The organism is Sphingobacterium sp. UME9 (genome assembly GCF_014170215.1).
Taxonomy (GTDB): Bacteria; Bacteroidota; Bacteroidia; order Sphingobacteriales; family Sphingobacteriaceae; genus Sphingobacterium; species Sphingobacterium paramultivorum.
Map to the genome: position 1 here is coordinate 17,104 of NZ_LZZP01000010.1, position 23,474 is coordinate 40,577.

Consider the following 23,474-nt stretch of genomic DNA (forward strand, 5'->3'; position numbering starts at 1 on the left):
CACGATTTGGAACTAATTACGCATCTTATAGACTTTATTCTCCATATTGATAAACATTTGGTTGAAATAGTCAATGATTATCAGACTTGGACGTACCTTATTCTGTTTCTTATTATTTTTGTAGAAACAGGAGTGGTTGTGATGCCCTTTTTACCAGGAGATTCTTTATTGTTTGCAGCGGGCATGCTCGCCGCACAACCAAATGATCTTAACGTATGGTTGATGATTTTCATTTTATTGGTAGCCGCGGTTTCTGGGGATTCCTTAAACTATGCTATCGGTAAGCATTTTGGTATGCGCCTAACAAGATTTAAGCTCTTTGGTAAGCAGGTAGTCAAAGATGAGCAAATTGCCAAGACTCATTCGTTTTATGAGAAATATGGCAGTAAAACAATCGTTATCGCTCGATTTGTACCAATCGTACGTACCTTGGCACCTTTCGTTGGAGGTATTGGAAGGATGAATTATGGTACTTTCATTACCTATAATGTCGTGGGTGCTGTCTTGTGGGTTGGTGGTATAACCCTCGCGGGATATTTTTTAGGAAATATTCCTATTATAAGAGATAACTTCTCGAAGGTTGTATTGATTATTATTTTTATATCCATATTACCAATAATCTTCGAGCTTATAAAAGAAAAGATAAAAACTAAAAAGGGGGTCCAATAAGATTCCCTTTTTTTATAGATCAAAAAAATGGAAATCATTTCACAGCTTATTGATTTTATATTGCATATCGATCAGCATCTTTTGCAACTGATCAATAGTTATGAAAATTGGACCTATCTGATTTTGTTTTTAATCATCTTTGCGGAAACAGGATTTGTTGTTACACCATTCCTTCCTGGTGACTCAGTTTTATTTGCCTTGGGGGCAATAATTGCCCGCCCAGATTGTCAGCTTTCCTTACCTATATTTATAGTCATTCTTATTTTTGCCGCTATCTCCGGAGATTTTGTGAATTATGAAATTGGCAAATATGTTGGAATCCGTGTTTTTAAGCCAGGATCAAGAATATTTAAGCCAACTTATCTGCAAAAAACACAAGATTTCTATGCTAAACATGGAACAAAGACTATTGTTTATGCCCGATTTGTACCGATTGTAAGGACTTTTGCACCATTTGTAGCAGGTATTGGCAAAATGCCCTATGTGGTCTTCGGAAAATATAATATACTAGGGGGGATATTATGGGTTTCATTATTTATTATGGCTGGCTATTATTTTGGACAGCTGCCATTTTTTAAGCATAATTTTTCCCTTGTTATTTTGGCGGTTATCTTTATTAGCTTAATACCCATGCTTATACAGTTTTTGTCTGCGAAAAAAACAAAAAAAGATTAAACGTTACATACTAAATACGGTCTTTTAAGGTTAAAGGATTGATACGAAATATCCCTATTGAGAAAGTACAGATACTGTGCGCAAAATGTAGTTTGTACGCGGTTAAATTAAGTGAAGCGGACAAGATCGTCTGGATATTTCGTAAGGTCATTGAAGAAGAGATTATTCACGTATGAACTATTTGGTTTTAGCATTTACCCTGCTTTTTACACAGTCTATTTTTGCACAACGTGTGGTTGTCGATCATAATCAAGCCATCGAGGCCTATGAGCTATTGAACAAAATTCGCGTAAATCCCGAAAAGTATAAGAAGGAGCTGAAGCTTTTTAATCTGCAGAAGATTAAACGAACCAAACTCAATTGGAATAAGCAGTTGGCCGAGGTTGCGGTTTATCGAGCAAAAGATATGGCTAAACGTTCTTATTTTGACCATGTCTCACCTGAGGGGTATGGACCTAATTATTTCATTGACGAAGCAGGATATCAGCTTAATCCGGCATGGCTGTCAAAACGAAACACCAACAATTTTGAGTCCATTGCCGCCAACCGAGCCAGTGCTACCGCTGGCATTAAGGCCTTAATTATTGGAAAGGAAGCTCCGGGTTATCATCATCGTACCCATTTACTGGGCATGGATCATTGGAACGCTTCGCTATATGATATTGGGATTGGTTATGTTGAATGCAAAGGTGCCAAACCTTATGAAAGTTACTTAGTTGTTATCATTGCCAAACACGATTGGTAAATAAAAAGAAAGGTAATTTGGCGAGTATCAGCAATTAATCAATACAGTGTATTTAATTTTTCCTGAAAAGTCATACCTTTGCATATGATAAAATCCATGACAGGATATGGCACAGCTTCCGCTGATAACGGTAAAGTTAAATATAGTGTCGAAATAAAGTCCTTAAATTCAAAATTCCTTGAATTAAATCTTCGTTTGCCCAAAGTTGTTTCGGACAAAGAATTGACCCTGCGTACTGAAAGTAGCAAACTTATTGAACGTGGTAAAGTTAACATGAATGTAACGGTTGAATACACGGATCAAACTGCGAAGGCGTCTTCCATTAATGCTGATTTACTCAAAAAATATTATAGTCAATTGCAGCAGATCGCTGTAGAGCTCAACGATACGAATGTCAACCTGTTTGAACTCGCATTAAATATGCCTGAGGTAATCTCGAACAATGATGATTCGGTTGATGACGAGGAGTCTAAAGTATTGATGGATGCTTTTTATGATGCCGTCAAACGTTTTAATACATTTCGTGAAGATGAGGGAAATGTACTTGCTGGAGACTTAAAAAAGCGGGCTGAGCTTATTTTAGTTTACCTTGCTGAGGTAGAGGCTTTGGAAGTAGAACGTATACCTTTGATCAGACAGCGTATCGAGCAATTTTTGAATGATACGGTTGGTAAAGAAAATGTCGATCAAAATCGATTTGAGCAGGAACTGGTTTATTACATCGACAAATTGGATGTGACTGAGGAGAAAGTGAGATTGCGCGCCCATTGCAACTACTTTTTAAAAGCGTTTGATTCCGCCGATTCAAATGGTAAAAAATTAGGTTTTATTTCACAAGAAATGGGTAGAGAAATCAATACCCTTGGTTCTAAAGCCAATCATGCCGGAATCCAACAGATTGTGGTTAGAATGAAAGAAGAATTAGAAAAAATAAAAGAGCAATTGCTCAACGTATTATAAGGATGAGCGGTAAATTAATTATATTCTCGGCCCCATCAGGAGCGGGTAAAACAACAATAGTAAGAGATCTTTTAAGTAAACATGGCGATAAAATAGAGTTTTCCATTTCTGCGAGTACCCGTGACCCCAGAGGACAGGAAGTAGACGGAAAAGATTATTATTTTATGTCAAAGGAGGAGTTCCTACATAAGGTCGCCAAACAGGAGTTTATCGAATTTGAAGAAGTATATTCAGGGACTTTCTATGGTACTTTGCGTTCAGAAATTGAACGTATTTGGAAAGAAGGTAAACATGTTATATTTGATATCGATGTTGTTGGTGGATTACGTCTGAAATCAAAATTCCCAGAACAGGCAATTTCTATTTTCGTACAACCACCATCATTGGAGGTGCTTAAGGAGCGTTTGACAGGACGTGGAACGGATTCAGAAGAAAAATTGAAAGAACGTTTTGCCAAGGCTGAACTGGAACTTACCTATGCTAATAAATTTGATGTCATATTGAATAACTTTGATTTAGCTACTGCATGTGCCGAAGCTGAAGAAATTGTTATGGGATTTATCAATAAATAAGTCCATGCGAAAAATTGGTTTGTATTTTGGTTCTTTTAATCCGGTGCACATAGGGCACCTGATCATCGCTAATTATATGGCCAGTTTTACTGAATTAGATGAAGTTTGGTTTGTGGTCTCTCCTCAAAATCCATTTAAGAAGAAATCTACATTGGCAGATCCCTACGATCGTCTGGAGATGTTAAATCTGGCTTTGGAGGGTGCTGAACACCTGCGGGTAACAGATATTGAATTCCATTTACCAATACCGTCATATACGATAGATACGCTCACCCATTTAAAAGCAAAATATCCCAATCGTGAATTTGTGCTGCTCATGGGAGAAGATAGTTTGGAATCTTTGGAAAAATGGAAAAATGCGGATATTATCTTACGCGACTACCAGATTTATGTCTATCCACGTCCTGGATATGATGGTGGAAAGCTTAAGGATCATCCTTCAATCACCATCACAGCTACACCATTGATGGAATTGTCTTCTACCTTTTTGCGAAAGGCAATCAAGGAAAATAAAAATATTCAATTTTTTGTACCGCAAAAGGTGATAGAGTTTATCGATAAGAAAGGTTTATATTCTTGATATAGACAAAAGTAAAAGAAATATAGTATCCCTGGGTTTTATTAAATCCGGGGATTTTTTGTTAGGAGCAGAGGGTATTCATTACAAAAAGGAATTATTGTATTTAGAAATCATTGCAATTAGGAAAAGGCAGATCAGGGCGAAAGGGAGCCCTATAAAATAAAGAGGAATAATTTTTGTAGCAGTAATTTCTTTATTTTTAAAAGATATTAAATCATACGATATGAAAAGGGGACTTTTATTTTTTATTTCTTTCCTGTGTTGGGCAGGTGTTTTTGCACAAACGAATCCAGAGGATGACGAGAGTCTTTTTATGGATCCTGCTGCTATCGAAATGCGGAACAAAATGACCATCCCGCCCTATGGATTGGACAAAGTAAAAGCGTTAATCGCAAAAATAATCCCCGAAGAAGATAAAGAAACGACCGATGCTGGAACAAATGCAATTTCGGCTACTGATTTTAAAAAGCTATCCCTGCGCGAAAAGTTTACCTATACCATGATTCACGCAGAACTATATGCACAGAATTGCGCTATACCTGAATACCAAACGCAGATCGACAAAAAAATCTTTGGTACATTATTGGACGGTTTTAATGAATCGTCCTGGTCACAAAGACAGACTGATTTTTTGCAGGAGAATAGGGATTCAGTAATCAAACTTATTCAGGAATCTGTTATCCGAAGCAAACGGATGGGGGTAAATTATAAGCATGCCCTAGTGGAGCTAAACGGCTGGCAAATGATTCCTTTTATTATTGAGTATGCCAAGAAGACACCGAAAGACAAAGATGCCCTGACCTTATTGATGTTGCTGATGAAACGTGGTGAATATAGTGAATTTATAAAGTCTACGTCTTTTAAAAAGTTATATGGAGAAAATAGCAATTATTACTCCTATCTAAATTACAATAAAGAAAATGAGGCCCTGATCTTTAGTCGGGCGCTGAAATATTACGATGAGAAAAAAAGCAAGTAGTGCAGTTGGATTTTTAGTATTCCTGTATTTGGGATTAGGGGGGACCGTCGTTAGTGCACAGGAAAATATGGATGTTGCATGGGGGGATCCTCGGCCTCAGGACTCTTCTTATTATGCCTTCCGTGAAAAAAATAGTATTCCCCCTTTTAGCACAAAAAAGATTCAATTTTTAATCGATAAACGTTTAAAGACCCTTCCTGACGAAGCATTGACGGATTATGATGCTGGAATACCTGCTCGTGATTTTAATACTTTGACTGCTGAGGAAAAATTCACGTATACGATGATTTATCCAGAAATATTTAGTCAGGCCTGTGCGGAACGGATGTTTGTAAATGACCCCCAGAAAAAGATATTCGGTCAGTTGCTTTTTGTTTACAACGGTGTCTTTTGGAGTGAACGGCAAATCTCCTATATGAAAAAAAATAAGGCTCAGGTTTTGACTTTCATCCGGGAGCTATCTGGCAAAACGAATGAAATGGGCCTAAATTATAAGTCGGCGATTTTGGAGATGAACGCTTGGGAAAGTATTCCTTTTCTAATTGATTTTTACCAGAATAACCGGCGGGACAAAGACATATTGACAACACTTTTGTTGCTTTTAAACAAGGGAGAATTATCCGATTTTAAACAGTCGAAAATATATCAGAAACTCTACGGTCCGGATACAAACTATGAGAGCTGGATGGATTTTTCCGAGGCAAATGAACAGTATATTATTGAAACAGCACAAGCATATTATAACAAACGGCAAGGAGAATGAGAAGGTTACTCTATTTGATAGGATTGATTGTTTTGCATCTCCAATGTGAAGCCCAAGCTGGAAACTTTATCCAGATTCCGGCCGGAGACTATCATTTGGGTGATACAGGCAGTCTAGACAATCCAAAAAGAGTTGTGCAAATTGAATCGTTTTGGATCGCTAAGTTTGAGCTGACAAATGCTGAATTTGAGAAATTCGTTCAAGCAACAGGCTATAAAACATTAGCAGAACGCTACCATAATGCCATGGTCTTTGAGCCTGGCTTGGCGGAGTTTCGTTGGCTACAGGATAGTACAGCCTATTGGCGCTTTCCGAATGGTGTAAGTCGTGGCGGCATTGAGGCTAAGATGGATCATCCTGTTACCTGCATTTCCTATAAGGATGTGCTGGTATATTGTACATGGGCAAACTGTAGATTGCCCTCTTTTGACGAATGGGAGGTGGCGGCAAGAGCTGGTAGCGAAGGTTATTATTTTGCAGGTTTCAGTAAAGAGAATATGGGTGAATATGCAAATGTATGGCATGGAAGAGATCATTTGAAACCTGATTATTCAGATGGTTATCTGTATACTTCTCCTGTCGGAAAATTCAAACCCAATCCATGGGGGCTTTATGACATCTTTGGGAATGTCTTTGAATTTTGTACTGGAAAGCTTGAAAGAGATGGGGATCGCTCTATTGCACATGCCCGAGGGGGCTCCTGGTGGTGTAGTAAAAATAGCTGTGCTGCTTTCAATACAGTATATATAGGTTCAGTTAGTCCCAATGCATCTTTTAGCAATCTGGGATTTAGAATTGTAAAAAAAGTCTTTACCCCTTCGGATAAAGACTTTTAAAACAAACTCATCTTAGAGGTTGATTGTTATCTTCCCATCCAGCCACCATCCACGGTAAGGATAGTTCCATGTACATAATCAGAAGCTTTTGAAGCGAGGAATACAGCTGGCCCCTTAAAGTCTTCTGGAGTTCCCCAGCGACCTGCCGGTATACGGTCCAAAATGGACTTAGAACGTTCAGGGTCGTCCCTAAGTGCCTCGGTATTATCCGTGGCGATATATCCTGGAGCAAATCCATTTACGTTGACACCTTTGGAAGCCCACTCATTCGCAAAAGCCTTTACCATAGATCCTACAGCTCCTTTTGAAGCGGCATATCCCGGAACATTGATACCACCTTGGAAAGTTAATAAAGATGCTGTAAATACGATCTTTCCAGTTCCACGTGAAATCATGTCCTTTCCGATTTCACGAGTCAATATAAATTGCGCATTTTGATTGATCTCGATAATTTCATCCCAATATTCATCCGGATGCTCGGCAGCAGGTTTACGAAGGATATTTCCGGCATTGTTAAACAGGATGTCAATCGTCGGGTGCGCTGATTTTACTTTTTCGATAAATTTGTAAAGTTCTGTCCTTTTAGAGAAATCACACTGATAGGCATAGAAATTTTTACCTAATGCTTTAACGGATTTTTCTACTGCAGAGCCTTCAGGTTCCAATGACGCTGAAACGCCGATAATATCTGCTCCGGCTTCAGCCAATGCTTCGGCAATTGCCTTGCCAATTCCTCTTTTGCAGCCTGTTACCAAGGCTACTTTCCCACTTAAGTCAAAAGATTGCAGTATGGACATTATTTTGAATATTTTATTGTTAACGGTTGATCTAAATTATTTTTAAATGTTTTTACATAAGACTGCCATTGCTCAAAACTACCTATTTTACCCGCTTTATTGAACGCAGCACCCGCAAAATAAACCAGCGGTTTATCATTTTTGACGGTGGTTGCCAGTAAAAATTGTTTTGGACTATCTTTGAATATATATTTTACTTTTGGTAGGATAACCGCTGTTCCTGTAATTTTATCTCCTTCTGCAGGTTCCCAATACGCTAAAATACCATTCTTTACATCATTTAGAATTTGAGGCTTTTCCTCTTTTCTTTTAGCGATCCCCACAACAATTGGCGTAGAGGCAGAGGTTGCATTTTTGATGGAATAGCTTATTTTGTTCAATTGACTCCCAGCATCTAGGGAAACGGTCTTTTCAACCTGTAGCTGCTGACCCTTTACATTCTCCGGTTCATAGATAAGTTTGAATGTGGAGCGCAGCGGACCGTTGTCCAATACCTCGTATTGGCGATAATGCTTATGGTAAACAACCTGTTCGTCAATAAACGGAGTTGCATCGCCAACGCCCAAGGTTTGTCCGACGGAATAATAATCTAAGCCTTTGCCATGATCGGCATGATAATCCCCGGTTTTATACCATTCGTCAACAACAAGGTCATTGCTACGTTTTGCCCAGAAGTCAAAACCCTGTGCGTCCTCAGAGCTACCTTCTAAAGCCTTTCCATAGGCTCTAAACGCTGCAATATCGTTTTCCCATGCAAAGTCATCTTTGCGTTCAGGGACGTATCTTGCATAGGTCTTGGAAGCAATAGTTGTAGGTTTATTCCCATTTACCCCGAAGGTTGTTGAACTTTTAGGAGCAACGGTTATTTGGATTAAAATATTTTTTGCCGTCGGTTTTCCTAGTTTTTCAAGTTGATAGGCCAGTTCCTTTTTGTCCTTATCCACAATCGTAAATACACTGTTTTTCAAGTCAAAGTGTTTCTCGAATGTTGTATAAGGGATACTGATCAACTCTGTTCTTGCGCTAGCGGAAGAGTTGTTTACAGTAATGGTTTTGTTGTTCTGCGCAAAAGCAAGTGTTGAAAGTCCTAGCGCTAAACTCAATACGAGTGTTTTTTTCATATTACTTCAATTCTGTGATGGCACATTTGTCCATATCGTCATAATCTAAATTTTCACCCGCCATCCCCCATATAAAGGTATAATTGGAAGTTCCAGCTCCGGAGTGAATTGACCATGGTGGAGAAATTACAGCCTGATCGTTGTGCATCCAAATATGGCGGGTCTCATCGATGGGGCCCATAAAATGTGATACCGCCTGTCCCTCTGGTAATTCAAAATAGAAATAGACTTCCATACGACGATCGTGGGTATGAGATGGCATGGTATTCCATACAGAGCCCGGTTTTAACTCGGTCATTCCCATCTGTAATTGGCAGGTTTGTACCACTTTGTTCAATAACATCTGGTTGATCGTACGGTGGTTAGCTGTTTCTAATGAACCCAATTCTATTTTATTTGCATCTTCTTTCGTTACCTTTTTAGTTGGGTAGCTGCAATGTGCAGGTGTAGAGTTTAAATAGAATTTTGCGGGCTGTGCGGCGTCCTTGCTTGAAAAATAAACCTCTTGAGCACCCTGTCCGATATAAAGGGCTTCTTTGGTATTGAGATCATAAGTTATGCCGTCAACTTCAACTTGACCGTTCCCACCGACATTGATAATACCCAACTCTCTTCTAGAAAGGAAGTAAGGTTCTTTTAATAATGCGGGAATGGTATCTAATTTGATTTTTGAGCTTACAGGCATTGCTCCACCAGCCATATAGCGATCATAGTGGGTATAGACAAAATTAATTTTGTCTGCTTCAAAAACTGTTTCAATTAGAAAATTTTCCCTTAACCCTTGTGTATCTAAAGTTTTGTATTCCTTTGGCCCTATTGCATAACGGGATTCAAAATTAATGCTCATAACTGAATTATTATCTTTGTTTGTCTGTTTGAATGCTAAATTTAGGGCTAATATTTGTCAATAACGACACAATCTTACGCAAACGATGTCGTAGTGATCGGTGGTAAATCATACCCCTACCAAATTATACCTAATAACAATATTTAATCGATGTTTAAACAGTGATTAATCAGTATTTATTCAGTCGTTACTGAGCAATCACTGAACAATCACTGAACGAGTACTGAACAAGCACTGTTAAAACGTATAACTTGATTACAATCTCATCTTCGTTTGCTGCACCTAAACTCATCGCTCCCTTGCAGCTTCCCTGTGTTCGTTTGAACTCCTGTTTCCACAGTCGTTTATGCTGTTTGTCATGTCCTAATGAGCAACCTTTTACAGATAATAATTGCCTGTTGTGTCAATATTATTTACATCTCGGTTTCAGATTTACTAACTTCGTATATGGTTAAAAAGAAATACCCGGTTCTAAAAGCACAAACAGGGATAGAAATAGCTGGGTATGCTGTAAAGGCCTTTAAAAAAGAAATTATTTACATATGAAACCCAATATTTTAGTTGTTAATGACGACGGTATCACAGCGCCGGGGATTAAGGTGTTGTTAGAGGAGATGCAGAAAATCGGAAATGTAGTTGTCGTTGCTCCTGATTCGGCGCAATCTGGAATGGGGCATGCCATTACACTTGGTAGACCGCTACGTTTGGATAAAATCAATTTATATGAAGGGGTTGAAATGTATCAGTGTTCAGGAACACCGGTAGATTGTGTGAAACTTGCGGTGAATAAAGTTTTTAAAGGGCAAAAGCCAGATATATGCGTCTCGGGAATCAATCATGGGCTCAACAATTCAATCAATGTTTTGTATTCCGGTACGATGTCTGCTGCGGTAGAAGGGGCTATTGAAGGGATTCCTTCTGTTGGTTTTTCGCTCGATAACTTTTCCCACGATGCGGATTTTAGCTATTGCAGACCGTACGTGATTTCTATTGCCGAGCAGGTGCTGGCGAATGGTCTCCCTAAAAACACATTGCTGAATGTTAATTTTCCGCAAACAGCAGGTTTTAAGGGTATTAAAATTTGTAGACAGGCTGGAGGGCATTGGGTAGAAGAATTTGATGAACGTATTGATCCACACAATCGCGATTATTATTGGACAACGGGTAAATTTGTCTTGCAGGACAGGGGGGAAGATACCGATAGTTTTGCATTGGCCAATGGTTATGTATCTGTCGTTCCGACACAGTTCGATATGACTGCACATCACGCTATTCCAGAATTGAATTCATGGAGCTTTGATCATCTGGGAAATACAAGGGGAGACGATAAACGTGAAAAATAATCTCTGGATAGGATTGGGTATCGGTACTGTATCTCCAGTATTGGCTCATATTTTAGTACGTTTTACGGATCTTGAACTTCATTTTTTACCCGAGAAACCCATGGCTATCTATACCATAGCCATATTGGTTAATTTAGTGCTTTTACGTTTTGCGTATCGATCGGGGAATGATCATCTCGGAAAAGGAATTATTGCCAGTACTTTTTTTGCAATGATACTTTACCTGATAACGCATAGAATTACGGTTTGATTAAAATTCATAAATCCCATCTGATGGATGGGAAAAATTTTGTACAACATGAAATTAACATTAGGATTTTCTCCGTGTCCAAACGATACATTTATTTTTGATGCATTGATTCATCATAAGATAGATACCAAAGGACTGGATTTTGAGGTGGAATATCAAGATGTGGAGACCTTGAACTTGAAAGCTTTTCAAGGCGATCTTGACATCACCAAGCTGAGCTATCATGCCTTTGCCTACGCGGTTGAAGATTATGAGCTGCTCGATGCAGGTAGTGCTTTAGGATTTGGTGTAGGGCCTATGCTGATTACGAAGGATCCGAAATTAGCGAAATTACTTCAGCAAAAATTAGAAAGAGCTGAGAGCCTGGAGGGATTTGATCAATTGAAAGTCGGGTATCCAGGAAAGTATACAACCGCTAACTTTTTATTAAGCTTGGCATTCCCCGAATTAAAAAATAAAGTGGAACTTGTTTTTTCGGATATTGAGGGAGCCTTACTTGATGGATCCATTGATTTGGGATTGATTATTCATGAAAATAGGTTCACCTATGCCGAAAAAGGACTGCATAAAGTCGTGGATCTGGGCGAGTACTGGGAGAAGACGACAAAATTTCCGATTCCTCTTGGAGGAATTGTCGTAAAACGTAGTTTGCCAAAAGAAGTGAAGGAAACATTGAATACAATTTTAAAGGAAAGTGTAGAATTCGCATTTGCCAATCCGAAATCTGGACTTGAATTTATTCGAGCGCATGCACAGGAAATGAGTGAAGAGGTGATGTACAAGCATATTGAACTTTATGTCAATAAATATTCAGTAGAATTGGGGCTTGAAGGACGTGATGCGATTACGAGAATGTTTGAAAAGGCTCAGGAAATGGGATTCATTCCGCAATCAGACCAAAAGCTGTTTTTATCATAATCAGCTGACGGTTTAGAGGCCATATATTACCCAGAAAAACTTCACGTAAAGGTAGCATAAAAGGGGATAAATATATATAGGATTCTTACTGGCTGAAAGGAACTGACATTTTCAATAAAAATAACGTAAAAAAAATGGATGTAAGCTGTTAGATATCATATCTAATAACTAAATTTGCCCGATTAGTGTCAAATTGTCTGCAATTTTACTTTGGAGTCATTATTGTACAAAATCTTAAGTTGAGATAGAAAAAAAATTATGTTAAAGTTTTTAAGTAAATTATTTGGAAGTAAATCCGAGAGAGATATCAAGGGAATTCAGCCTGTGGTAGACCAAATCAAAGCTGAATATGAGAAGCTTTCAAATCTAACCAATGACGAGTTACGTGCCAAGACCGTTGATTTCAAAGAAAGAATTAAAAATTACCTAGCAGATATTGACCAAGAAATTGATACGCTTAAAAAAGAAGCGGATCAAGACGAGGACGATATGGCAAAGAAAACTTCTATTTACGAGCAAGTGGACAAATTGTCCAAAGACCGTGACAAGAAGTTGGAAGAGGTATTGAAGGATATTTTGCCTGAGGCATTTGCCGTGGTAAAAGAAACTTCAAGACGTTTGACAGAAAACGAAGAATTAGAAGTTACTGCTAGCGATTTCGACAGAGAATTGGCTGTTTACAAATCAAACGTTATCATCAATGGTGATAAAGCGATTTGGAAAAACAAATGGATGGCAGCAGGTACTGAGGTCACTTGGAACATGGTACACTATGACGTCCAGTTAATCGGTGGTATTGTCTTGCATAGTGGTAAAATTGCCGAGATGGCAACAGGTGAGGGTAAAACGTTGGTAGGAACATTACCGACCTATCTAAATGCTCTTTCTGGTCAAGGAGTACACATCGTAACGGTGAATGATTACCTTGCTCGTCGTGACTCGGAGTGGAATGCACCGTTATTTGAGTTCCATGGGCTATCTGTTGACTGTATCGATAAACATCAACCAAATTCCCCGCAACGTCGTAAAGCTTATCAATCGGATATCGTATATGGTACGAATAATGAGTTTGGCTTCGATTATCTACGTGATAATATGGTTCAGACTCCGGACGCATTGGTGCAAGGAAAATTACACTTTGCCATGGTCGATGAGGTTGACTCTGTATTGATCGATGATGCACGTACACCATTAATTATCTCAGGTCCGATTCCTCGTGGCGATCAACACGAATTCTACCAATTAAAACCGCGTATCGAACGTTTGGTGCACGTACAGAAAGCTTACATCAATACAGTCTTGAATGATGCTAAAAAAGCGTTGGCGGCAGGAGATTCTGATGTTGAAGGCGGAGGTTTGGCATTATTAAGAGCTTATAGAGGTTTACCTAAAAATAAGGCATTAATCAAGTTCTTAAGCGAAGGTGCTAATCGTTCTATCTTACAAAAAGTAGAAAACTACTATATGCAAGAGCAAAATAAAAATATGCCTAAAGTAGATGCAGAACTTTATTTTGTGATTGATGAAAAGAATAATCAAGTAGAATTGACAGAAAAAGGTATTGAGTTGATTACAGCAACAGGTGAGGATCCTTCATTCTTTATTTTACCTGATGTTGGTACTGAGATCGCTGAAATTGAAAAGTCTTCTTTGACTTTGGAAGAAAAGGCCGCTCAGAAGGAAGATATGTTACGCGATTATTCAATTAAAGCAGAACGTATCCACTCGATTAACCAGCTTTTAAAAGCATATACCTTGTTTGAAAATGATGTTGAATATATCGTTGATGAAGGTAAAGTGAAAATTGTTGATGAGCAAACAGGTCGTATCATGGACGGCCGTCGTTACTCAGATGGTTTGCACCAGGCGATCGAAGCAAAGGAGAATGTGAAAGTAGAAGATGCAACACAAACTTACGCAACGATTACACTGCAAAATTACTTCCGTATGTACCACAAGCTTTCGGGTATGACAGGTACAGCGTCTACAGAGGCCGGTGAGCTTTGGGAAATTTACAAACTTGATGTGGTCGAAATTCCGACGAATCGTGTTGCACAACGCGATGACCGTCAAGATCTGATTTATCGTACGGCACGCGAAAAATACAATGCAGTAGCTGAAGAAATTCAACGATTGACAGATGCGGGACGTCCAGTATTGGTCGGTACGACATCGGTTGAAATTTCGGAGTTATTGAGCCGTATGCTTCAATTACGTAAGATCAAACATAACGTATTAAATGCGAAGTTACACCAAAAAGAAGCTGATATCGTAGCTGAAGCTGGACGTCCAGGACAAGTAACCATCGCGACGAACATGGCTGGTCGTGGTACGGATATTAAATTGACCGAAGAAGTTAAAAATGCTGGCGGTCTTGCAATTATCGGTACCGAAAGACACGAATCTCGTCGTGTTGACCGTCAGTTACGTGGTCGTGCAGGTCGTCAGGGAGACCCAGGTTCTTCGCAATTCTTCGTTTCTTTGGAAGATAACTTGATGCGTTTATTTGCTTCAGAGAGAATCTCTAACATCATGGTGAAAATGGGTGTTGAAGAAGGTGAAGTAATGCAACATAGTATGTTGACTAAATCCATCGAACGTGCACAGCGTAAAGTGGAGGAGAATAACTTTGGTATTCGTAAACGTCTATTGGAATACGATGATGTCATGAATTCACAACGTACTGTAATCTATTCGAAGCGTAAAAACGCTTTGTTTGGAGAACGTTTGGATGTGGATTTGAACAACATGATTTTTGATGTTGCCGAAGAAATTGTCGTTGAAGCAAAAGAACAAGGTAATTATGAAGATTTCCAAATCGAAGTAATCCGTATTTTTGCGATCACACCAGAAATTACAGCAGAAGAGTTTGCACAGGGTAAAATTGAAGGCTTGACCGATCGTCTATTTGAGCATGCAATTAATGCTTACCACCATAAAATTGAAGCCGTTGGCGCTTTGACAGTTCCTGTATTGAATAATGTGTATGCGGAAAGAGGTCAAATTGTCGAAAATGTCGTTATTCCATTTACTGATGGTATCCGTGGCATTCAGGTTTCGGCGAATTTGAAAAAAGCAATCGAAAGTAACGGTAAAGAAGTTTTCAAATCTTTTGAAAAAGGAATCGTATTAGCATTAATCGACGAGGCTTGGAAAGAGCACTTGCGTGAAATGGATGATTTGAAACAATCCGTTCAAAATGCTGTTTATGAACAAAAGGATCCGATTATCATTTATAAAATGGAGGCCTTTGATTTGTTTAAATCGATGTTGGCTTCCATGAATAAAGATGTCATTAGCTTTATTTTCAAAGGAGAGATTCCAGGTCAAGAACCGACTTCTATGCAAGCTAGACAAGTACAGCAGGCGCCAGTGAAAACTGTTGAAAGTAAAGCTGAATTGGCTTCGCCTACAGGTGTGAGTGAGGAGGATGTGAATGAGGGTGCAAAAGAACCTGTTCGTAACGAGAATACTGTGGGACGCAATGACGAATGTCCTTGTGGTTCAGGAAAAAAATATAAAAATTGCCACGGCGCAAATAACTAATCGATAAGAAAGGTTAAACTATGCTGAAGAGAGGATTGATTTTCATACATGCACTTGTGTTGTTTGCGCTAGTTCAGGTGAACGCACAAGAAAAAGGTGGAGTAATTGTAACCAAAGATTCATTGATTACACAGCTTCAAAATTTCAGGGCAGCTATGGGGATCAATCCTGTCGAAAGCAAAACGACAGTAGTCCCTTCCAAACCTATCGTCCGCTCAGCGGCAACACGGGTCAAAGTAAGGGGATTCCGCGTACAGATCTTCGCTGGATCTAACCGGAATCAGGCATTTTCGGAGCAGACACGTTTCCGAAGCATGTATAAAGATATTGATACCTATATCACCTATGATGAACCTAATTATCGCGTTAAGGTAGGAGATTTTAGAAGTCGCTCTGAGGCAAATGCCTTCATGCGCGAGTTACGTCAATATTTTAGCAACGTCTTTGTTTTTTCAGAGAACGTTTTTGTATATCAATAAATCAATCAACCTTATGGCAAGTACGAAAGAAAAAGTCCTGGCCTTAGCTCATCAATATTTTGAAGATACGGTTTCCAATCGTAGACATCTTCATCAGAATCCTGAACTTTCCTTCGAAGAATACAATACCTCGGCATTTGTAAAAGCGCAATTGGATGAATTGGGAATTCCTTATGAGGCTAAAGCTGATACGGGCATTGTCGCTTTAATCAAAGGTGACCTACCATCAGATGAAGTTATTGCGTTACGGGCAGATATGGATGCTTTACCAATTCAGGAAGTGGAGGGCCGTTCATATGGGTCCAAGAACCCAGGAGTGATGCATGCCTGTGGCCATGATGTACATACCTCTTCTCTTTTGGGGACAGCTAAAATATTAAATAGCCTGAAAGCCGAATTTGGAGGAACGATCAAATTGATCTTCCAGCCTGGCGAGGAGCGCTTGCCGGGAGGAGCTTCCCTAATGATCAAAGCGGGCGCTTTGCAGAATCCTGCGCCTTCGGCTATTATAGGACAGCATGTGATGCCCTTTATTGAGGTAGGCAAGGTTGGTTTCCGTGAGGGAAAATATATGGCTTCCTGCGATGAACTGTTTATGACAGTCAAAGGCAGGGGCGGGCATGGTGCACATCCGCATCAAAACATTGATCCAATTGTTATTACAGCACAGATCATTACCGCTTTGCAACAGATCGCTAGTCGATTTGCAGATCCACGTACCCCAACGGTGTTATCTTTTGGAAAGATTATAGCCAATGGAGCGACAAATATTATTCCTGATCAGGTATATCTGGAAGGTACATTTCGCACATTTGACGAGGAGTGGCGTGCTGAGGCGCATGAAAGAATGGTAAAAATTGCTGTCGGCATTGCTGAAAGTATGGGGGCAATTTGTGAATTTGAGGTCCGTAAGGGATATCCTTTTTTAATAAACGAACCTCAATTGACTAAAAGTGCACGGACTTTTGCAGAAGAATATCTCGGTAAGGAAAATGTTGTAGACTTAGATCTATGGCCTGCCGCGGAGGATTTTTCCTATTATTCACAAGAAATTAATGCTTGTTTCTATCGTTTGGGTACAGGTAACGCAGCGCGAGGGATCTCTTCAGCTGTTCATACGCCTACCTTTGATGTGGACGAAAGCTCGTTGGAGATCAGTACGGGATTGATGGCATACATTACCTTGCGTAGGCTCGGTTATTAAATAGAACCTATGTCATCTCATCATATTGTCCGCGAAAATCAGGAACCCGCATTACTGATTGAAGATCTTTTCCTTATTGATGAAGAGGATTTGGGCCAGCTACTGGAATGGAGCCCAACCATTGTAATCGAAGAAGGAACAATGGATTTACTGGATGCACGAGGGTATAAGTTCGATATTGTTTTTACAAAAAATACCATTAACGCGTCACAGGAGAATCTGAAGGTAATTTCCTATAAGAATGCTTTTCTAAGGACAGCTATTGAATACCTTATAGCACATCATTATAAAGCGGTGAATATCTTGACCGATCAGCTTGATGTGGCGTATTACGAGCCCTATCTTGAGCAGATTAATGTTGTCCTTATCACGAATGGGGTTCGCTATTGTTTTGTGACAACGGGATTCACCAAATGGAAGCCGGCAGGGGAAAGGATCCGAATTGAGGGACTTGATGCTGATGAAAAAAATACACACGAAGGCTTGATTAAGATTGGTGACAACGAATACGAAATGGAAAAAGACGGCCTATTTGCCCTTAAATTTTCCCATGTAAAATACATTTTAATAGGAGAAAAGATCGCATGATAACAATAGAATTGGCAGAACAAAGCGATATCAGAAGCATTTCAAATATGGCTCATATTATTTGGCCAGTTACTTATGGAGAGATACTTTCGCAGGATCAGATAGACTTTATGCTGGAAAAAAGCTATACCGTTGAAGGACTTGCAGAAAGCATGGTTAATGGCCAATTTTTTTATGTTTTGAAAGAAGATGGTATCGGACAGGGATTTATAGCCTTGAGAACTCTTGAAGATCGCGTCCGTATTGAAAAGATCTACTTGATGCCTAATGTTCAAGGAAAAGGTTTCGGAAAGGCGCTGATAGACTTCGCTGCAGAAAAAACATTGCTAAAAGGTAAAGGTATTCTTGAACTGAATGTAAATAGAAATAACCCTGCTTACCATTTCTATTTAAAGCAGGGCTTTGAGGTCATTGAAACTATTGATATTCCTTATTATGACTATGTGCTAAACGATTATGTCATGCAAAGGAAAGTAAAAGCTTCGGCTGTTTCTTAATCTTTTAGTTTTTCGACGCGGGAAGGTGTTTGTCTGCCTTCTACAATTCCCGAGGTACCTATCGCGATCGCTTCTATACTGGAAATAATGTTCTGAACGTTTAGCGTAGATACCTCATCTTTTACGGTGTGGTAGTATTCATCCTTATCCATTTGAGAGGTTGAGAACGAATGTGCCGGAACTCCCTTAGCCGCTAATACTGCATTGTCACTACGGTAAAACAGATTCTGTTTAGTATAAGGATCTGGGTAGAATTTGAAGGTTGTATTTTTCAGATTCTCCTGCATCAATTCACCAAGATTGGATTGATCATATCCCGTAATATACACTGTATTGGGGCCGAATTTTGAATCTTTTCCAATCATTTCCATATTGATCATCGCGACTACCTGGTCCGCATTGATATGGTTGGAAAAATATTTTGAGCCATACATGCCAAGCTCTTCAGCGGTAAAGGCGACAAAAATAAGGGTCCTTTCATTTTTATTCTGTTTTTTGTAGTAATCTGCCAGGGTCAACATAGCTGTTACGCCCGAGGCATCGTCATCGGCGCCATTGGCAATAGAATCTTGGCCGACTGCCGGAAGGATGCCAATGTGATCGTAATGTCCCGAAAAGATAATGTATTCGTTCGGTTTACTTTTTCCGGGGATGATTCCCGCCACATTAAACAAGGGGAAATTTTGAAGTTTCCGTTCAATATGAATTTGAAATGTTTTGGGCTTTTCCGCTGTCAAAAGGTAGACAATCGATGGTTTTTGTTTGGTGGATTCCTCTATAAATTTTGGAGCGTTGAGCATTTGACCAAAACGTACAAAATAGCTTTCAAAGGAAGGATCTACCAAGACAAGTGTATTTTCTTTGGCTAGTGAATGTTCTCTAAATACTTTCGCAAAATCATCGCCCGATTTTATTTCGACGATGTTAAGGCTACTTTGATTATCCCACTGTAAATCCACGTGATTTCCAAGTGAAATAATATGGTCAGCTGGAATAATCTGCTTATTGATGGTTGCGGATTTGCTTACCGGAGAGATTTTATCCAATTGGAATGTTTGCCTATAATTTTGTTCTGCGTAGGGGGTAAGGCCTATTCTCTTCATTTCAGCAGCGATAAAATCTGCTGCTGGTTCGATGTCTTTTGTCAGCGCAGACCTACCGCGCATATCGTCGGCGGCTAAGGTATTGAGTATGCGGCTCACATCTTGGCGTTCCTGTGCGGAAATGACTTGCTGTCCATAAGTTACTGCCGAGAGTGCTAGTAAAGATACAGACAGTATAATTTTAGGTATTGAATTCATATAAAGCTTAGTAAAGTCGGGGTGAAGATAAGGAAAATTCTACAAGCGAATTGGGCATGCAAAAAACTTCCTAAAATGATCCAGACAAAATGATGCGAAGATAGGGAAAACCCCTCTAGCATTTCTAACGCCGTTAATACACTAAAAATTGAGGTATATTTTATGCTATTCTCACGAACAATGACTGATTTTGAGCATCCATGAAAGCGAACACTTTCGGAAAAAATGTAGTATATTTGAATATTAAATAGTTTGAAAATGAAAGAAGTATCTGTACAAGAATTAAAGGATAAAATCGATAACAAAGAAGATTTTCAGTTGATAGACGTTCGTGAATCCTTTGAGTATGAAGTATCAAATTTAAATGGATTGAACATTCCACTTTCAGGTATATTGATCGAAGCTGATAAGATTGCGAAAGATAAACCTGTTATCGTACAATGCCGTTCTGGAAAACGTTCTGCACAGGCGATTATGTTATTGGAACAACAGGGTTTTGACAATCTTGCAAACTTAAAAGGCGGAATTTTAGCTTGGAAAGAGGAAATCGATCCAGAGTTAGACGTTTATTAAGATGAAGAATTTGGAGCATCAGACTAAGCAAGCTTTCTTGTTTAGTCTTGCTTTTTATAGCGTAGCTATTTTAGCGCGATTATTTAACCTTGGTATATTCCCTATATTAGGTAGCCTTTCCATTTTATTGTCTCTCCTATGGGTAATATTGGTTCTACGGGAAATCATGCTTTCGAGGACAATTTCTAACACAGAAAGGATGCTGATGGCTTTGACGATCGTTTTATTAAACATTGTTGGGGGGGCATTCTATTTCTTTGGAGGATGGAGACAACGGGTATTGGGATTAATAAAAAAGTAATATGTTAAAGTATTTTTTTCTAAATATAGTGTTGAGTTTGGCTATTGTATTTTTAGTTTACAGTGGTTTTGAAGGGTATAAGGCCGGCAACATGTTGGTAACGGGATTATCCATCGCCTTTTTGGTGGTTTTGATCTACCTCCGCGTTGTTTTAAGCAAACGAGTTCGATCGCTTATTCAACAAAAAGAAAGCGATAAACAGCAACCTACTACAAAACAAAAGAAGAAGTAAAAAAGCCTGCTTTAAGCAGGCTTTTTTTATTACTTCACAAATGGTGGTTTTGTTACTTTTGCTTTTATTTTTTGATTACGGATCAGAATGAAGATCTCGGTGCCGTCTTTTGAAAAGGCTGTATCCACATAACCTAAACCGATTGATTTTTTCAATGTTGGTGATTGCGTACCTGAAGTAACACGTCCAATTACATTTCCATCAGCATCGACGATTTCGTAATCATGACGAGGAATGCCTCTGTCAATCATCTCGAAACCAACAAGCTTTTTCTTTAGACCAGCTTCTTTTTCCGCTTTAAGCGCCGCAGAATTCACAAAGTCTTTTGTAAACTTCGTTACCCAGCCTAAACCGCCTTCTAAAGGAGATGTATTATCGTCGATATCATTTCCGTACAGGCAGAAACCCATTTCTAGACGTAAAGTATCACGGGCACCTAAACCAATTGGTTTGATTCCATAAGCTTTACCTGCTTCAAAAACAGCATCCCACACTTTTTGGGCATCTTCATTGGCCACATAGATTTCAAAACCTCCAGCGCCAGTATATCCTGTTGCAGAGACCAACACATTCTCTACACCTGCAAATGTACCTTTTGCGAAGGTGTAGTATTCCATTGGAGCTAATTCGATATCTGTAAGCGATTGAAGTGCATCCGCAGCCTTAGGACCTTGTACCGCAAATAAAGAGGTTTGATCCGAGATATTCTTCATCTCTACACCATCTGTATTGTACTTGGAGATCCAGTTCCAATCTTTCTCAATATTTGACGCATTCACAACCAAAAAATATGTCTTATCGTCTATACGGTATGTTAGGAAGTCATCAACTACACCGCCAGTTTCATTGGGGATATAAGCATATTGAACTTTGCCATCGTATAATTTTGACACATCATTGGAAGAGATTTTTTGAAGTAGATCCAGGGCTTTTTCACCTTTTAGGATGAATTCACCCATGTGGCTTACATCAAAAACTCCTACACCTGTGCGAACTGTTTCGTGCTCATCATTGATGCCTGTGTATTGTACGGGCATGTTGAAGCCTGCAAAGGGAACCATTTTTGCTCCTAAAGCAATGTGCGTCTCCGAAAGGGCAGTATTTTTTAACATAAAAATTAAGTTTTAATCAGCTACAAATTTAATAAAATATACGTGATTCCTCACTGTGAATCCATTTTAGAACAATCGATTTAATTGCTTACCTGGAGTGAATAGATGGTCATATTATCATCTTCGCTATCGGTATCCTCACACAGCAGGAAAACTAGACCTTGGGCCGTCTCCTCTTTCAAGGTGATTCCTTCAAATTTATGCTTTTCAGGAATTTCGAATGTCTCGGGTTTACCAGAAAGATCTGAAGGTATTTTTCCAAGAAGGGAACCACCGATTTCTCCATCCAGATAAGTCGATTTTGCGTCTTCGGCGGTAGCGATAAAATAGATTTCATTTCCAACCAGAGTTGCATCTGAGAAGCCTGTCGGTATGCCATTTAGCTTGGGTAGTTCAATCGGGATACAACGAGACCGGTTAGGAGAAAGCGGGTGATACTCTAAAATGGCATTTGTGCCTTTAGGACCATTTCCCCGGTTAAAAAATAAGATCTTATCTTTTAAATGAACAACGCCTTCAATATTGAAGTCTTCTTTGGAAATACTGAATTTTTCCATTAAGGAAGAATAGATTTTACTGTAGTCTTCCTGAAGGACTGTTTTGCCGTCCCAAATAAAACGGCTGTTTCTATTTTGTGTAGATCCCGAACCGTAGAGATAGTAGCGGTTACCATCGAAAGTGATCGACTCCAAATCCATTTTAGCTGCTTTAGCAATGTTTTCCATCGGATCAGACTGCCGGAGTACCGTTTTAGACAACTTCTGGTCTGTGAGATTATAGCTATAGAGGTAATTGCTATTGTCAGAAACGATATGGATCTGCCTATCCTGATAGACAATGCCAGAAGCTGCAGTAATACCGGATATGCTGATAAAGGCTTCGAGAATTAACTTTAACATACTTCGTTGAGGTTTAATATTTCCAATACTCGCACAAAATCTGGTTGTAGGGCAGATTTGATATGAACGTCTTCGCCTGATAAAGGATGTTTAAAGGTCAGCTCTGATGCATGTAATAGCATGGTATCCATTTGGTACGTTTCTTTCCAGAACTTATTTTGTTTGTTGCATCCGTGCGGGCGATCGCCGATAATAGGATGGAAGATATGAGCAAAATGTCGACGTAACTGATGCATCCGACCTGTAATTGGATTGGCTTCGACGAGACTATATCGCGATGTCGGAAATTTTCCGAAGGGAACTGCCAGCTCGCTTTGAGCAAGTAAACGAAAAGATGTTTGCGCTTCCTGAACCGTACCATCGTCCCTTTTTAAGGGATAATCAATCAGACCTTCTGCTGGCGCGAAGCCCCTGAGGACGGCGAGGTATTTTTTGTCGACCTTACGCTCCTGAAAACTTTTTTGTAAATATTGGTCAGTCTCCTTATTTAGCGAAAATAGCAGTATGCCTCCAGTCTTCCTGTCCAAACGATGTGCGGGATAAACTGTTTTTCCTAGTTGGTCCCGAAGTAGCTGTAGCGCAAACTCTGAAGCATCGCGCGCAATAGAAGATCGGTGTACCAATAGTCCATGCGGTTTATTGATTGCAACGATGGATTCGTCTTCGTAAAGTATTTCTAAAGGCATA

At 39.3% G+C, this 23,474-nt stretch carries 27 protein-coding genes; 20 read left to right on the forward strand and 7 right to left on the reverse strand.

Annotation, left to right across the window (positions count from 1 at the left end; all coding sequences use genetic code 11):
* Nucleotides 1–6 precede the first annotated feature (6 nt).
* The 9 genes from A9970_RS15375 to A9970_RS15415 all read left to right on the forward strand — a co-directional run bounded on the left by A9970_RS15375 (nucleotide 7) and on the right by A9970_RS15415 (nucleotide 6,779).
* Nucleotides 7–669, forward strand: coding sequence for a DedA family protein (locus tag A9970_RS15375; RefSeq protein WP_182330560.1), 663 nt, complete (start codon nucleotides 7–9; stop codon nucleotides 667–669).
* Nucleotides 670–696: 27 nt separating this feature from the next.
* Nucleotides 697–1,344: a DedA family protein gene (locus A9970_RS15380; RefSeq protein ID WP_153845290.1), complete on the forward strand. Its 648-nt coding sequence runs from the start codon at nucleotides 697–699 to the stop codon at nucleotides 1,342–1,344.
* A 172-nt stretch (nucleotides 1,345–1,516) separates the two neighbouring features.
* Complete coding sequence (locus A9970_RS15385) at nucleotides 1,517–2,089, forward strand: CAP domain-containing protein (RefSeq protein WP_182982931.1); 573 nt, start codon at nucleotides 1,517–1,519, stop codon at nucleotides 2,087–2,089.
* Between the two features lie 84 nt (nucleotides 2,090–2,173).
* Complete coding sequence (locus A9970_RS15390) at nucleotides 2,174–3,049, forward strand: YicC/YloC family endoribonuclease (protein ID WP_153845292.1); 876 nt, start codon at nucleotides 2,174–2,176, stop codon at nucleotides 3,047–3,049.
* Between the two features lie 2 nt (nucleotides 3,050–3,051).
* Nucleotides 3,052–3,621, forward strand: coding sequence for a guanylate kinase (gene gmk, locus A9970_RS15395; protein WP_075990439.1), 570 nt, complete (start codon nucleotides 3,052–3,054; stop codon nucleotides 3,619–3,621).
* Nucleotides 3,622–3,625: 4 nt separating this feature from the next.
* Nucleotides 3,626–4,201 carry a nicotinate (nicotinamide) nucleotide adenylyltransferase gene (gene nadD, locus A9970_RS15400; protein WP_075990440.1) on the forward strand — a complete coding sequence of 192 codons (576 nt, stop codon included), beginning with the start codon at nucleotides 3,626–3,628 and terminating at the stop codon, nucleotides 4,199–4,201.
* A 223-nt stretch (nucleotides 4,202–4,424) separates the two neighbouring features.
* Nucleotides 4,425–5,180, forward strand: a complete 756-nt coding sequence (locus A9970_RS15405; protein WP_182982932.1) for a hypothetical protein — start codon at nucleotides 4,425–4,427, stop codon at nucleotides 5,178–5,180.
* Nucleotides 5,161–5,943 (forward strand): hypothetical protein, encoded by a 783-nt coding sequence (locus A9970_RS15410; protein ID WP_182982933.1) that lies wholly within the window; start codon nucleotides 5,161–5,163, stop codon nucleotides 5,941–5,943. The genes A9970_RS15405 and A9970_RS15410 overlap by 20 nt, the downstream gene beginning before the upstream one ends.
* Nucleotides 5,940–6,779 (forward strand): SUMF1/EgtB/PvdO family nonheme iron enzyme, encoded by an 840-nt coding sequence (locus A9970_RS15415; protein ID WP_182982934.1) that lies wholly within the window; start codon nucleotides 5,940–5,942, stop codon nucleotides 6,777–6,779. The genes A9970_RS15410 and A9970_RS15415 overlap by 4 nt, the downstream gene beginning before the upstream one ends.
* A 26-nt stretch (nucleotides 6,780–6,805) precedes the next feature.
* On the opposite strand, the gene A9970_RS15420 is transcribed toward A9970_RS15415, so the two are convergent.
* Genes A9970_RS15420 through kduI form a run of 3 tightly spaced genes read right to left on the reverse strand, consistent with a single transcriptional unit; the run spans nucleotide 6,806 to nucleotide 9,544 of the window.
* A complete protein-coding gene (locus tag A9970_RS15420) occupies nucleotides 6,806–7,570 on the reverse strand; it encodes an SDR family oxidoreductase (RefSeq protein WP_182333283.1) in 765 nt (254 codons plus the stop codon).
* A gap of 5 nt (nucleotides 7,571–7,575) precedes the next feature.
* Nucleotides 7,576–8,697, reverse strand: a complete 1,122-nt coding sequence (locus A9970_RS15425) for a DUF4861 family protein (protein ID WP_182982935.1) — start codon at nucleotides 8,695–8,697, stop codon at nucleotides 7,576–7,578.
* 1 nt (nucleotide 8,698) lies between these two features.
* Entirely contained in the window at nucleotides 8,699–9,544 is an 846-nt protein-coding gene (kduI, locus tag A9970_RS15430; protein WP_120335649.1) for a 5-dehydro-4-deoxy-D-glucuronate isomerase, read from the reverse strand.
* A gap of 542 nt (nucleotides 9,545–10,086) precedes the next feature.
* Here kduI and surE point away from each other — a divergent pair.
* The 8 genes from surE to A9970_RS15470 all read left to right on the forward strand — a co-directional run bounded on the left by surE (nucleotide 10,087) and on the right by A9970_RS15470 (nucleotide 18,369).
* Entirely contained in the window at nucleotides 10,087–10,887 is an 801-nt protein-coding gene (gene surE, locus A9970_RS15435; protein ID WP_075990445.1) for a 5'/3'-nucleotidase SurE, read from the forward strand.
* Nucleotides 10,877–11,137 carry a hypothetical protein gene (locus A9970_RS15440; protein WP_182982936.1) on the forward strand — a complete coding sequence of 87 codons (261 nt, stop codon included), beginning with the start codon at nucleotides 10,877–10,879 and terminating at the stop codon, nucleotides 11,135–11,137. Before surE ends, A9970_RS15440 begins: the two co-directional genes overlap by 11 nt.
* 48 nt (nucleotides 11,138–11,185) lie before the next feature.
* Complete coding sequence (locus A9970_RS15445) at nucleotides 11,186–12,055, forward strand: menaquinone biosynthesis family protein (protein WP_159730012.1); 870 nt, start codon at nucleotides 11,186–11,188, stop codon at nucleotides 12,053–12,055.
* A 258-nt stretch (nucleotides 12,056–12,313) separates the two neighbouring features.
* Nucleotides 12,314–15,601 carry a preprotein translocase subunit SecA gene (secA, locus tag A9970_RS15450; protein WP_182982937.1) on the forward strand — a complete coding sequence of 1,096 codons (3,288 nt, stop codon included), beginning with the start codon at nucleotides 12,314–12,316 and terminating at the stop codon, nucleotides 15,599–15,601.
* 20 nt (nucleotides 15,602–15,621) lie between these two features.
* Entirely contained in the window at nucleotides 15,622–16,080 is a 459-nt protein-coding gene (locus A9970_RS15455; RefSeq protein WP_153845302.1) for an SPOR domain-containing protein, read from the forward strand.
* A 13-nt stretch (nucleotides 16,081–16,093) separates the two neighbouring features.
* Nucleotides 16,094–17,284: a M20 family metallopeptidase gene (locus tag A9970_RS15460; RefSeq protein ID WP_182982938.1), complete on the forward strand. Its 1,191-nt coding sequence runs from the start codon at nucleotides 16,094–16,096 to the stop codon at nucleotides 17,282–17,284.
* Nucleotides 17,285–17,293: 9 nt separating this feature from the next.
* A complete protein-coding gene (locus tag A9970_RS15465) occupies nucleotides 17,294–17,872 on the forward strand; it encodes a thiamine diphosphokinase (protein ID WP_153845304.1) in 579 nt (192 codons plus the stop codon).
* The gene (locus tag A9970_RS15470) at nucleotides 17,869–18,369 is read left to right on the forward strand and encodes a GNAT family N-acetyltransferase (protein WP_153845305.1); all 501 of its coding nucleotides are present in this window, start codon (nucleotides 17,869–17,871) and stop codon (nucleotides 18,367–18,369) included. The genes A9970_RS15465 and A9970_RS15470 overlap by 4 nt, the downstream gene beginning before the upstream one ends.
* Here A9970_RS15470 and A9970_RS15475 read toward each other — a convergent pair.
* Nucleotides 18,366–19,670: a M20/M25/M40 family metallo-hydrolase gene (locus A9970_RS15475; protein ID WP_182982939.1), complete on the reverse strand. Its 1,305-nt coding sequence runs from the start codon at nucleotides 19,668–19,670 to the stop codon at nucleotides 18,366–18,368. The two genes, A9970_RS15470 and A9970_RS15475, sit on opposite strands and share 4 nt — an antisense overlap.
* Before the next feature lie 258 nt (nucleotides 19,671–19,928).
* On the opposite strand from A9970_RS15475, the gene A9970_RS15480 reads away from it, so the two are divergent.
* From A9970_RS15480 to A9970_RS15485, 3 genes are read left to right on the forward strand one after another with little or no spacing between them, the layout of a single operon-like run.
* Entirely contained in the window at nucleotides 19,929–20,243 is a 315-nt protein-coding gene (locus A9970_RS15480; RefSeq protein WP_182982940.1) for a rhodanese-like domain-containing protein, read from the forward strand.
* A gap of 1 nt (nucleotide 20,244) precedes the next feature.
* Complete coding sequence (locus A9970_RS28510; protein WP_046672585.1) at nucleotides 20,245–20,544, forward strand: hypothetical protein; 300 nt, start codon at nucleotides 20,245–20,247, stop codon at nucleotides 20,542–20,544.
* Nucleotide 20,545: 1 nt separating this feature from the next.
* On the forward strand, nucleotides 20,546–20,776 hold the full coding sequence (locus tag A9970_RS15485; RefSeq protein ID WP_182982941.1) for a DUF6358 family protein: 231 nt from the start codon (nucleotides 20,546–20,548) through the stop codon (nucleotides 20,774–20,776).
* 29 nt (nucleotides 20,777–20,805) lie between these two features.
* Here the strand turns inward: A9970_RS15485 and gcvT are convergent, their stop codons facing one another.
* From gcvT to A9970_RS15500, 3 genes are all read right to left on the reverse strand, one after another.
* On the reverse strand, nucleotides 20,806–21,888 hold the full coding sequence (gcvT, locus tag A9970_RS15490) for a glycine cleavage system aminomethyltransferase GcvT (protein ID WP_153845308.1): 1,083 nt from the start codon (nucleotides 21,886–21,888) through the stop codon (nucleotides 20,806–20,808).
* 80 nt (nucleotides 21,889–21,968) lie between these two features.
* A complete protein-coding gene (locus tag A9970_RS15495) occupies nucleotides 21,969–22,787 on the reverse strand; it encodes a DUF6929 family protein (RefSeq protein ID WP_182982942.1) in 819 nt (272 codons plus the stop codon).
* On the reverse strand, nucleotides 22,781–23,473 hold the full coding sequence (locus tag A9970_RS15500; RefSeq protein WP_153845310.1) for a pseudouridine synthase: 693 nt from the start codon (nucleotides 23,471–23,473) through the stop codon (nucleotides 22,781–22,783). Before A9970_RS15500 ends, A9970_RS15495 begins: the two co-directional genes overlap by 7 nt.
* Nucleotide 23,474: the final 1 nt, after the last annotated feature.

Bases quoted from the DNA above. Each gene is read 5' to 3' on its own strand.
- A9970_RS15425 (WP_182982935.1), bottom strand. From the start codon at position 8,697: ATGAAAAAAACACTCGTATTGAGTTTAGCGCTAGGACTTTCAACACTT.
- nadD (WP_075990440.1), top strand. From the start codon at position 3,626: ATGCGAAAAATTGGTTTGTATTTTGGTTCTTTTAATCCGGTGCACATA.
- A9970_RS15380 (WP_153845290.1), top strand. From the start codon at position 697: ATGGAAATCATTTCACAGCTTATTGATTTTATATTGCATATCGATCAG.
- A9970_RS15470 (WP_153845305.1), top strand. From the start codon at position 17,869: ATGATAACAATAGAATTGGCAGAACAAAGCGATATCAGAAGCATTTCA.
- A9970_RS15495 (WP_182982942.1), bottom strand. From the start codon at position 22,787: ATGTTAAAGTTAATTCTCGAAGCCTTTATCAGCATATCCGGTATTACT.
- surE (WP_075990445.1), top strand. From the start codon at position 10,087: ATGAAACCCAATATTTTAGTTGTTAATGACGACGGTATCACAGCGCCG.
- gmk (WP_075990439.1), top strand. From the start codon at position 3,052: ATGAGCGGTAAATTAATTATATTCTCGGCCCCATCAGGAGCGGGTAAA.
- A9970_RS28510 (WP_046672585.1), top strand. From the start codon at position 20,245: ATGAAGAATTTGGAGCATCAGACTAAGCAAGCTTTCTTGTTTAGTCTT.
- kduI (WP_120335649.1), bottom strand. From the start codon at position 9,544: ATGAGCATTAATTTTGAATCCCGTTATGCAATAGGGCCAAAGGAATAC.
- secA (WP_182982937.1), top strand. From the start codon at position 12,314: ATGTTAAAGTTTTTAAGTAAATTATTTGGAAGTAAATCCGAGAGAGAT.
- gcvT (WP_153845308.1), bottom strand. From the start codon at position 21,888: ATGTTAAAAAATACTGCCCTTTCGGAGACGCACATTGCTTTAGGAGCA.
- A9970_RS15455 (WP_153845302.1), top strand. From the start codon at position 15,622: ATGCTGAAGAGAGGATTGATTTTCATACATGCACTTGTGTTGTTTGCG.
- A9970_RS15500 (WP_153845310.1), bottom strand. From the start codon at position 23,473: ATGCCTTTAGAAATACTTTACGAAGACGAATCCATCGTTGCAATCAAT.
- A9970_RS15485 (WP_182982941.1), top strand. From the start codon at position 20,546: ATGTTAAAGTATTTTTTTCTAAATATAGTGTTGAGTTTGGCTATTGTA.
- A9970_RS15445 (WP_159730012.1), top strand. From the start codon at position 11,186: ATGAAATTAACATTAGGATTTTCTCCGTGTCCAAACGATACATTTATT.
- A9970_RS15415 (WP_182982934.1), top strand. From the start codon at position 5,940: ATGAGAAGGTTACTCTATTTGATAGGATTGATTGTTTTGCATCTCCAA.
- A9970_RS15410 (WP_182982933.1), top strand. From the start codon at position 5,161: ATGAGAAAAAAAGCAAGTAGTGCAGTTGGATTTTTAGTATTCCTGTAT.
- A9970_RS15405 (WP_182982932.1), top strand. From the start codon at position 4,425: ATGAAAAGGGGACTTTTATTTTTTATTTCTTTCCTGTGTTGGGCAGGT.
- A9970_RS15465 (WP_153845304.1), top strand. From the start codon at position 17,294: ATGTCATCTCATCATATTGTCCGCGAAAATCAGGAACCCGCATTACTG.
- A9970_RS15475 (WP_182982939.1), bottom strand. From the start codon at position 19,670: ATGAATTCAATACCTAAAATTATACTGTCTGTATCTTTACTAGCACTC.
- A9970_RS15390 (WP_153845292.1), top strand. From the start codon at position 2,174: ATGATAAAATCCATGACAGGATATGGCACAGCTTCCGCTGATAACGGT.
- A9970_RS15480 (WP_182982940.1), top strand. From the start codon at position 19,929: ATGAAAGAAGTATCTGTACAAGAATTAAAGGATAAAATCGATAACAAA.
- A9970_RS15385 (WP_182982931.1), top strand. From the start codon at position 1,517: ATGAACTATTTGGTTTTAGCATTTACCCTGCTTTTTACACAGTCTATT.
- A9970_RS15460 (WP_182982938.1), top strand. From the start codon at position 16,094: ATGGCAAGTACGAAAGAAAAAGTCCTGGCCTTAGCTCATCAATATTTT.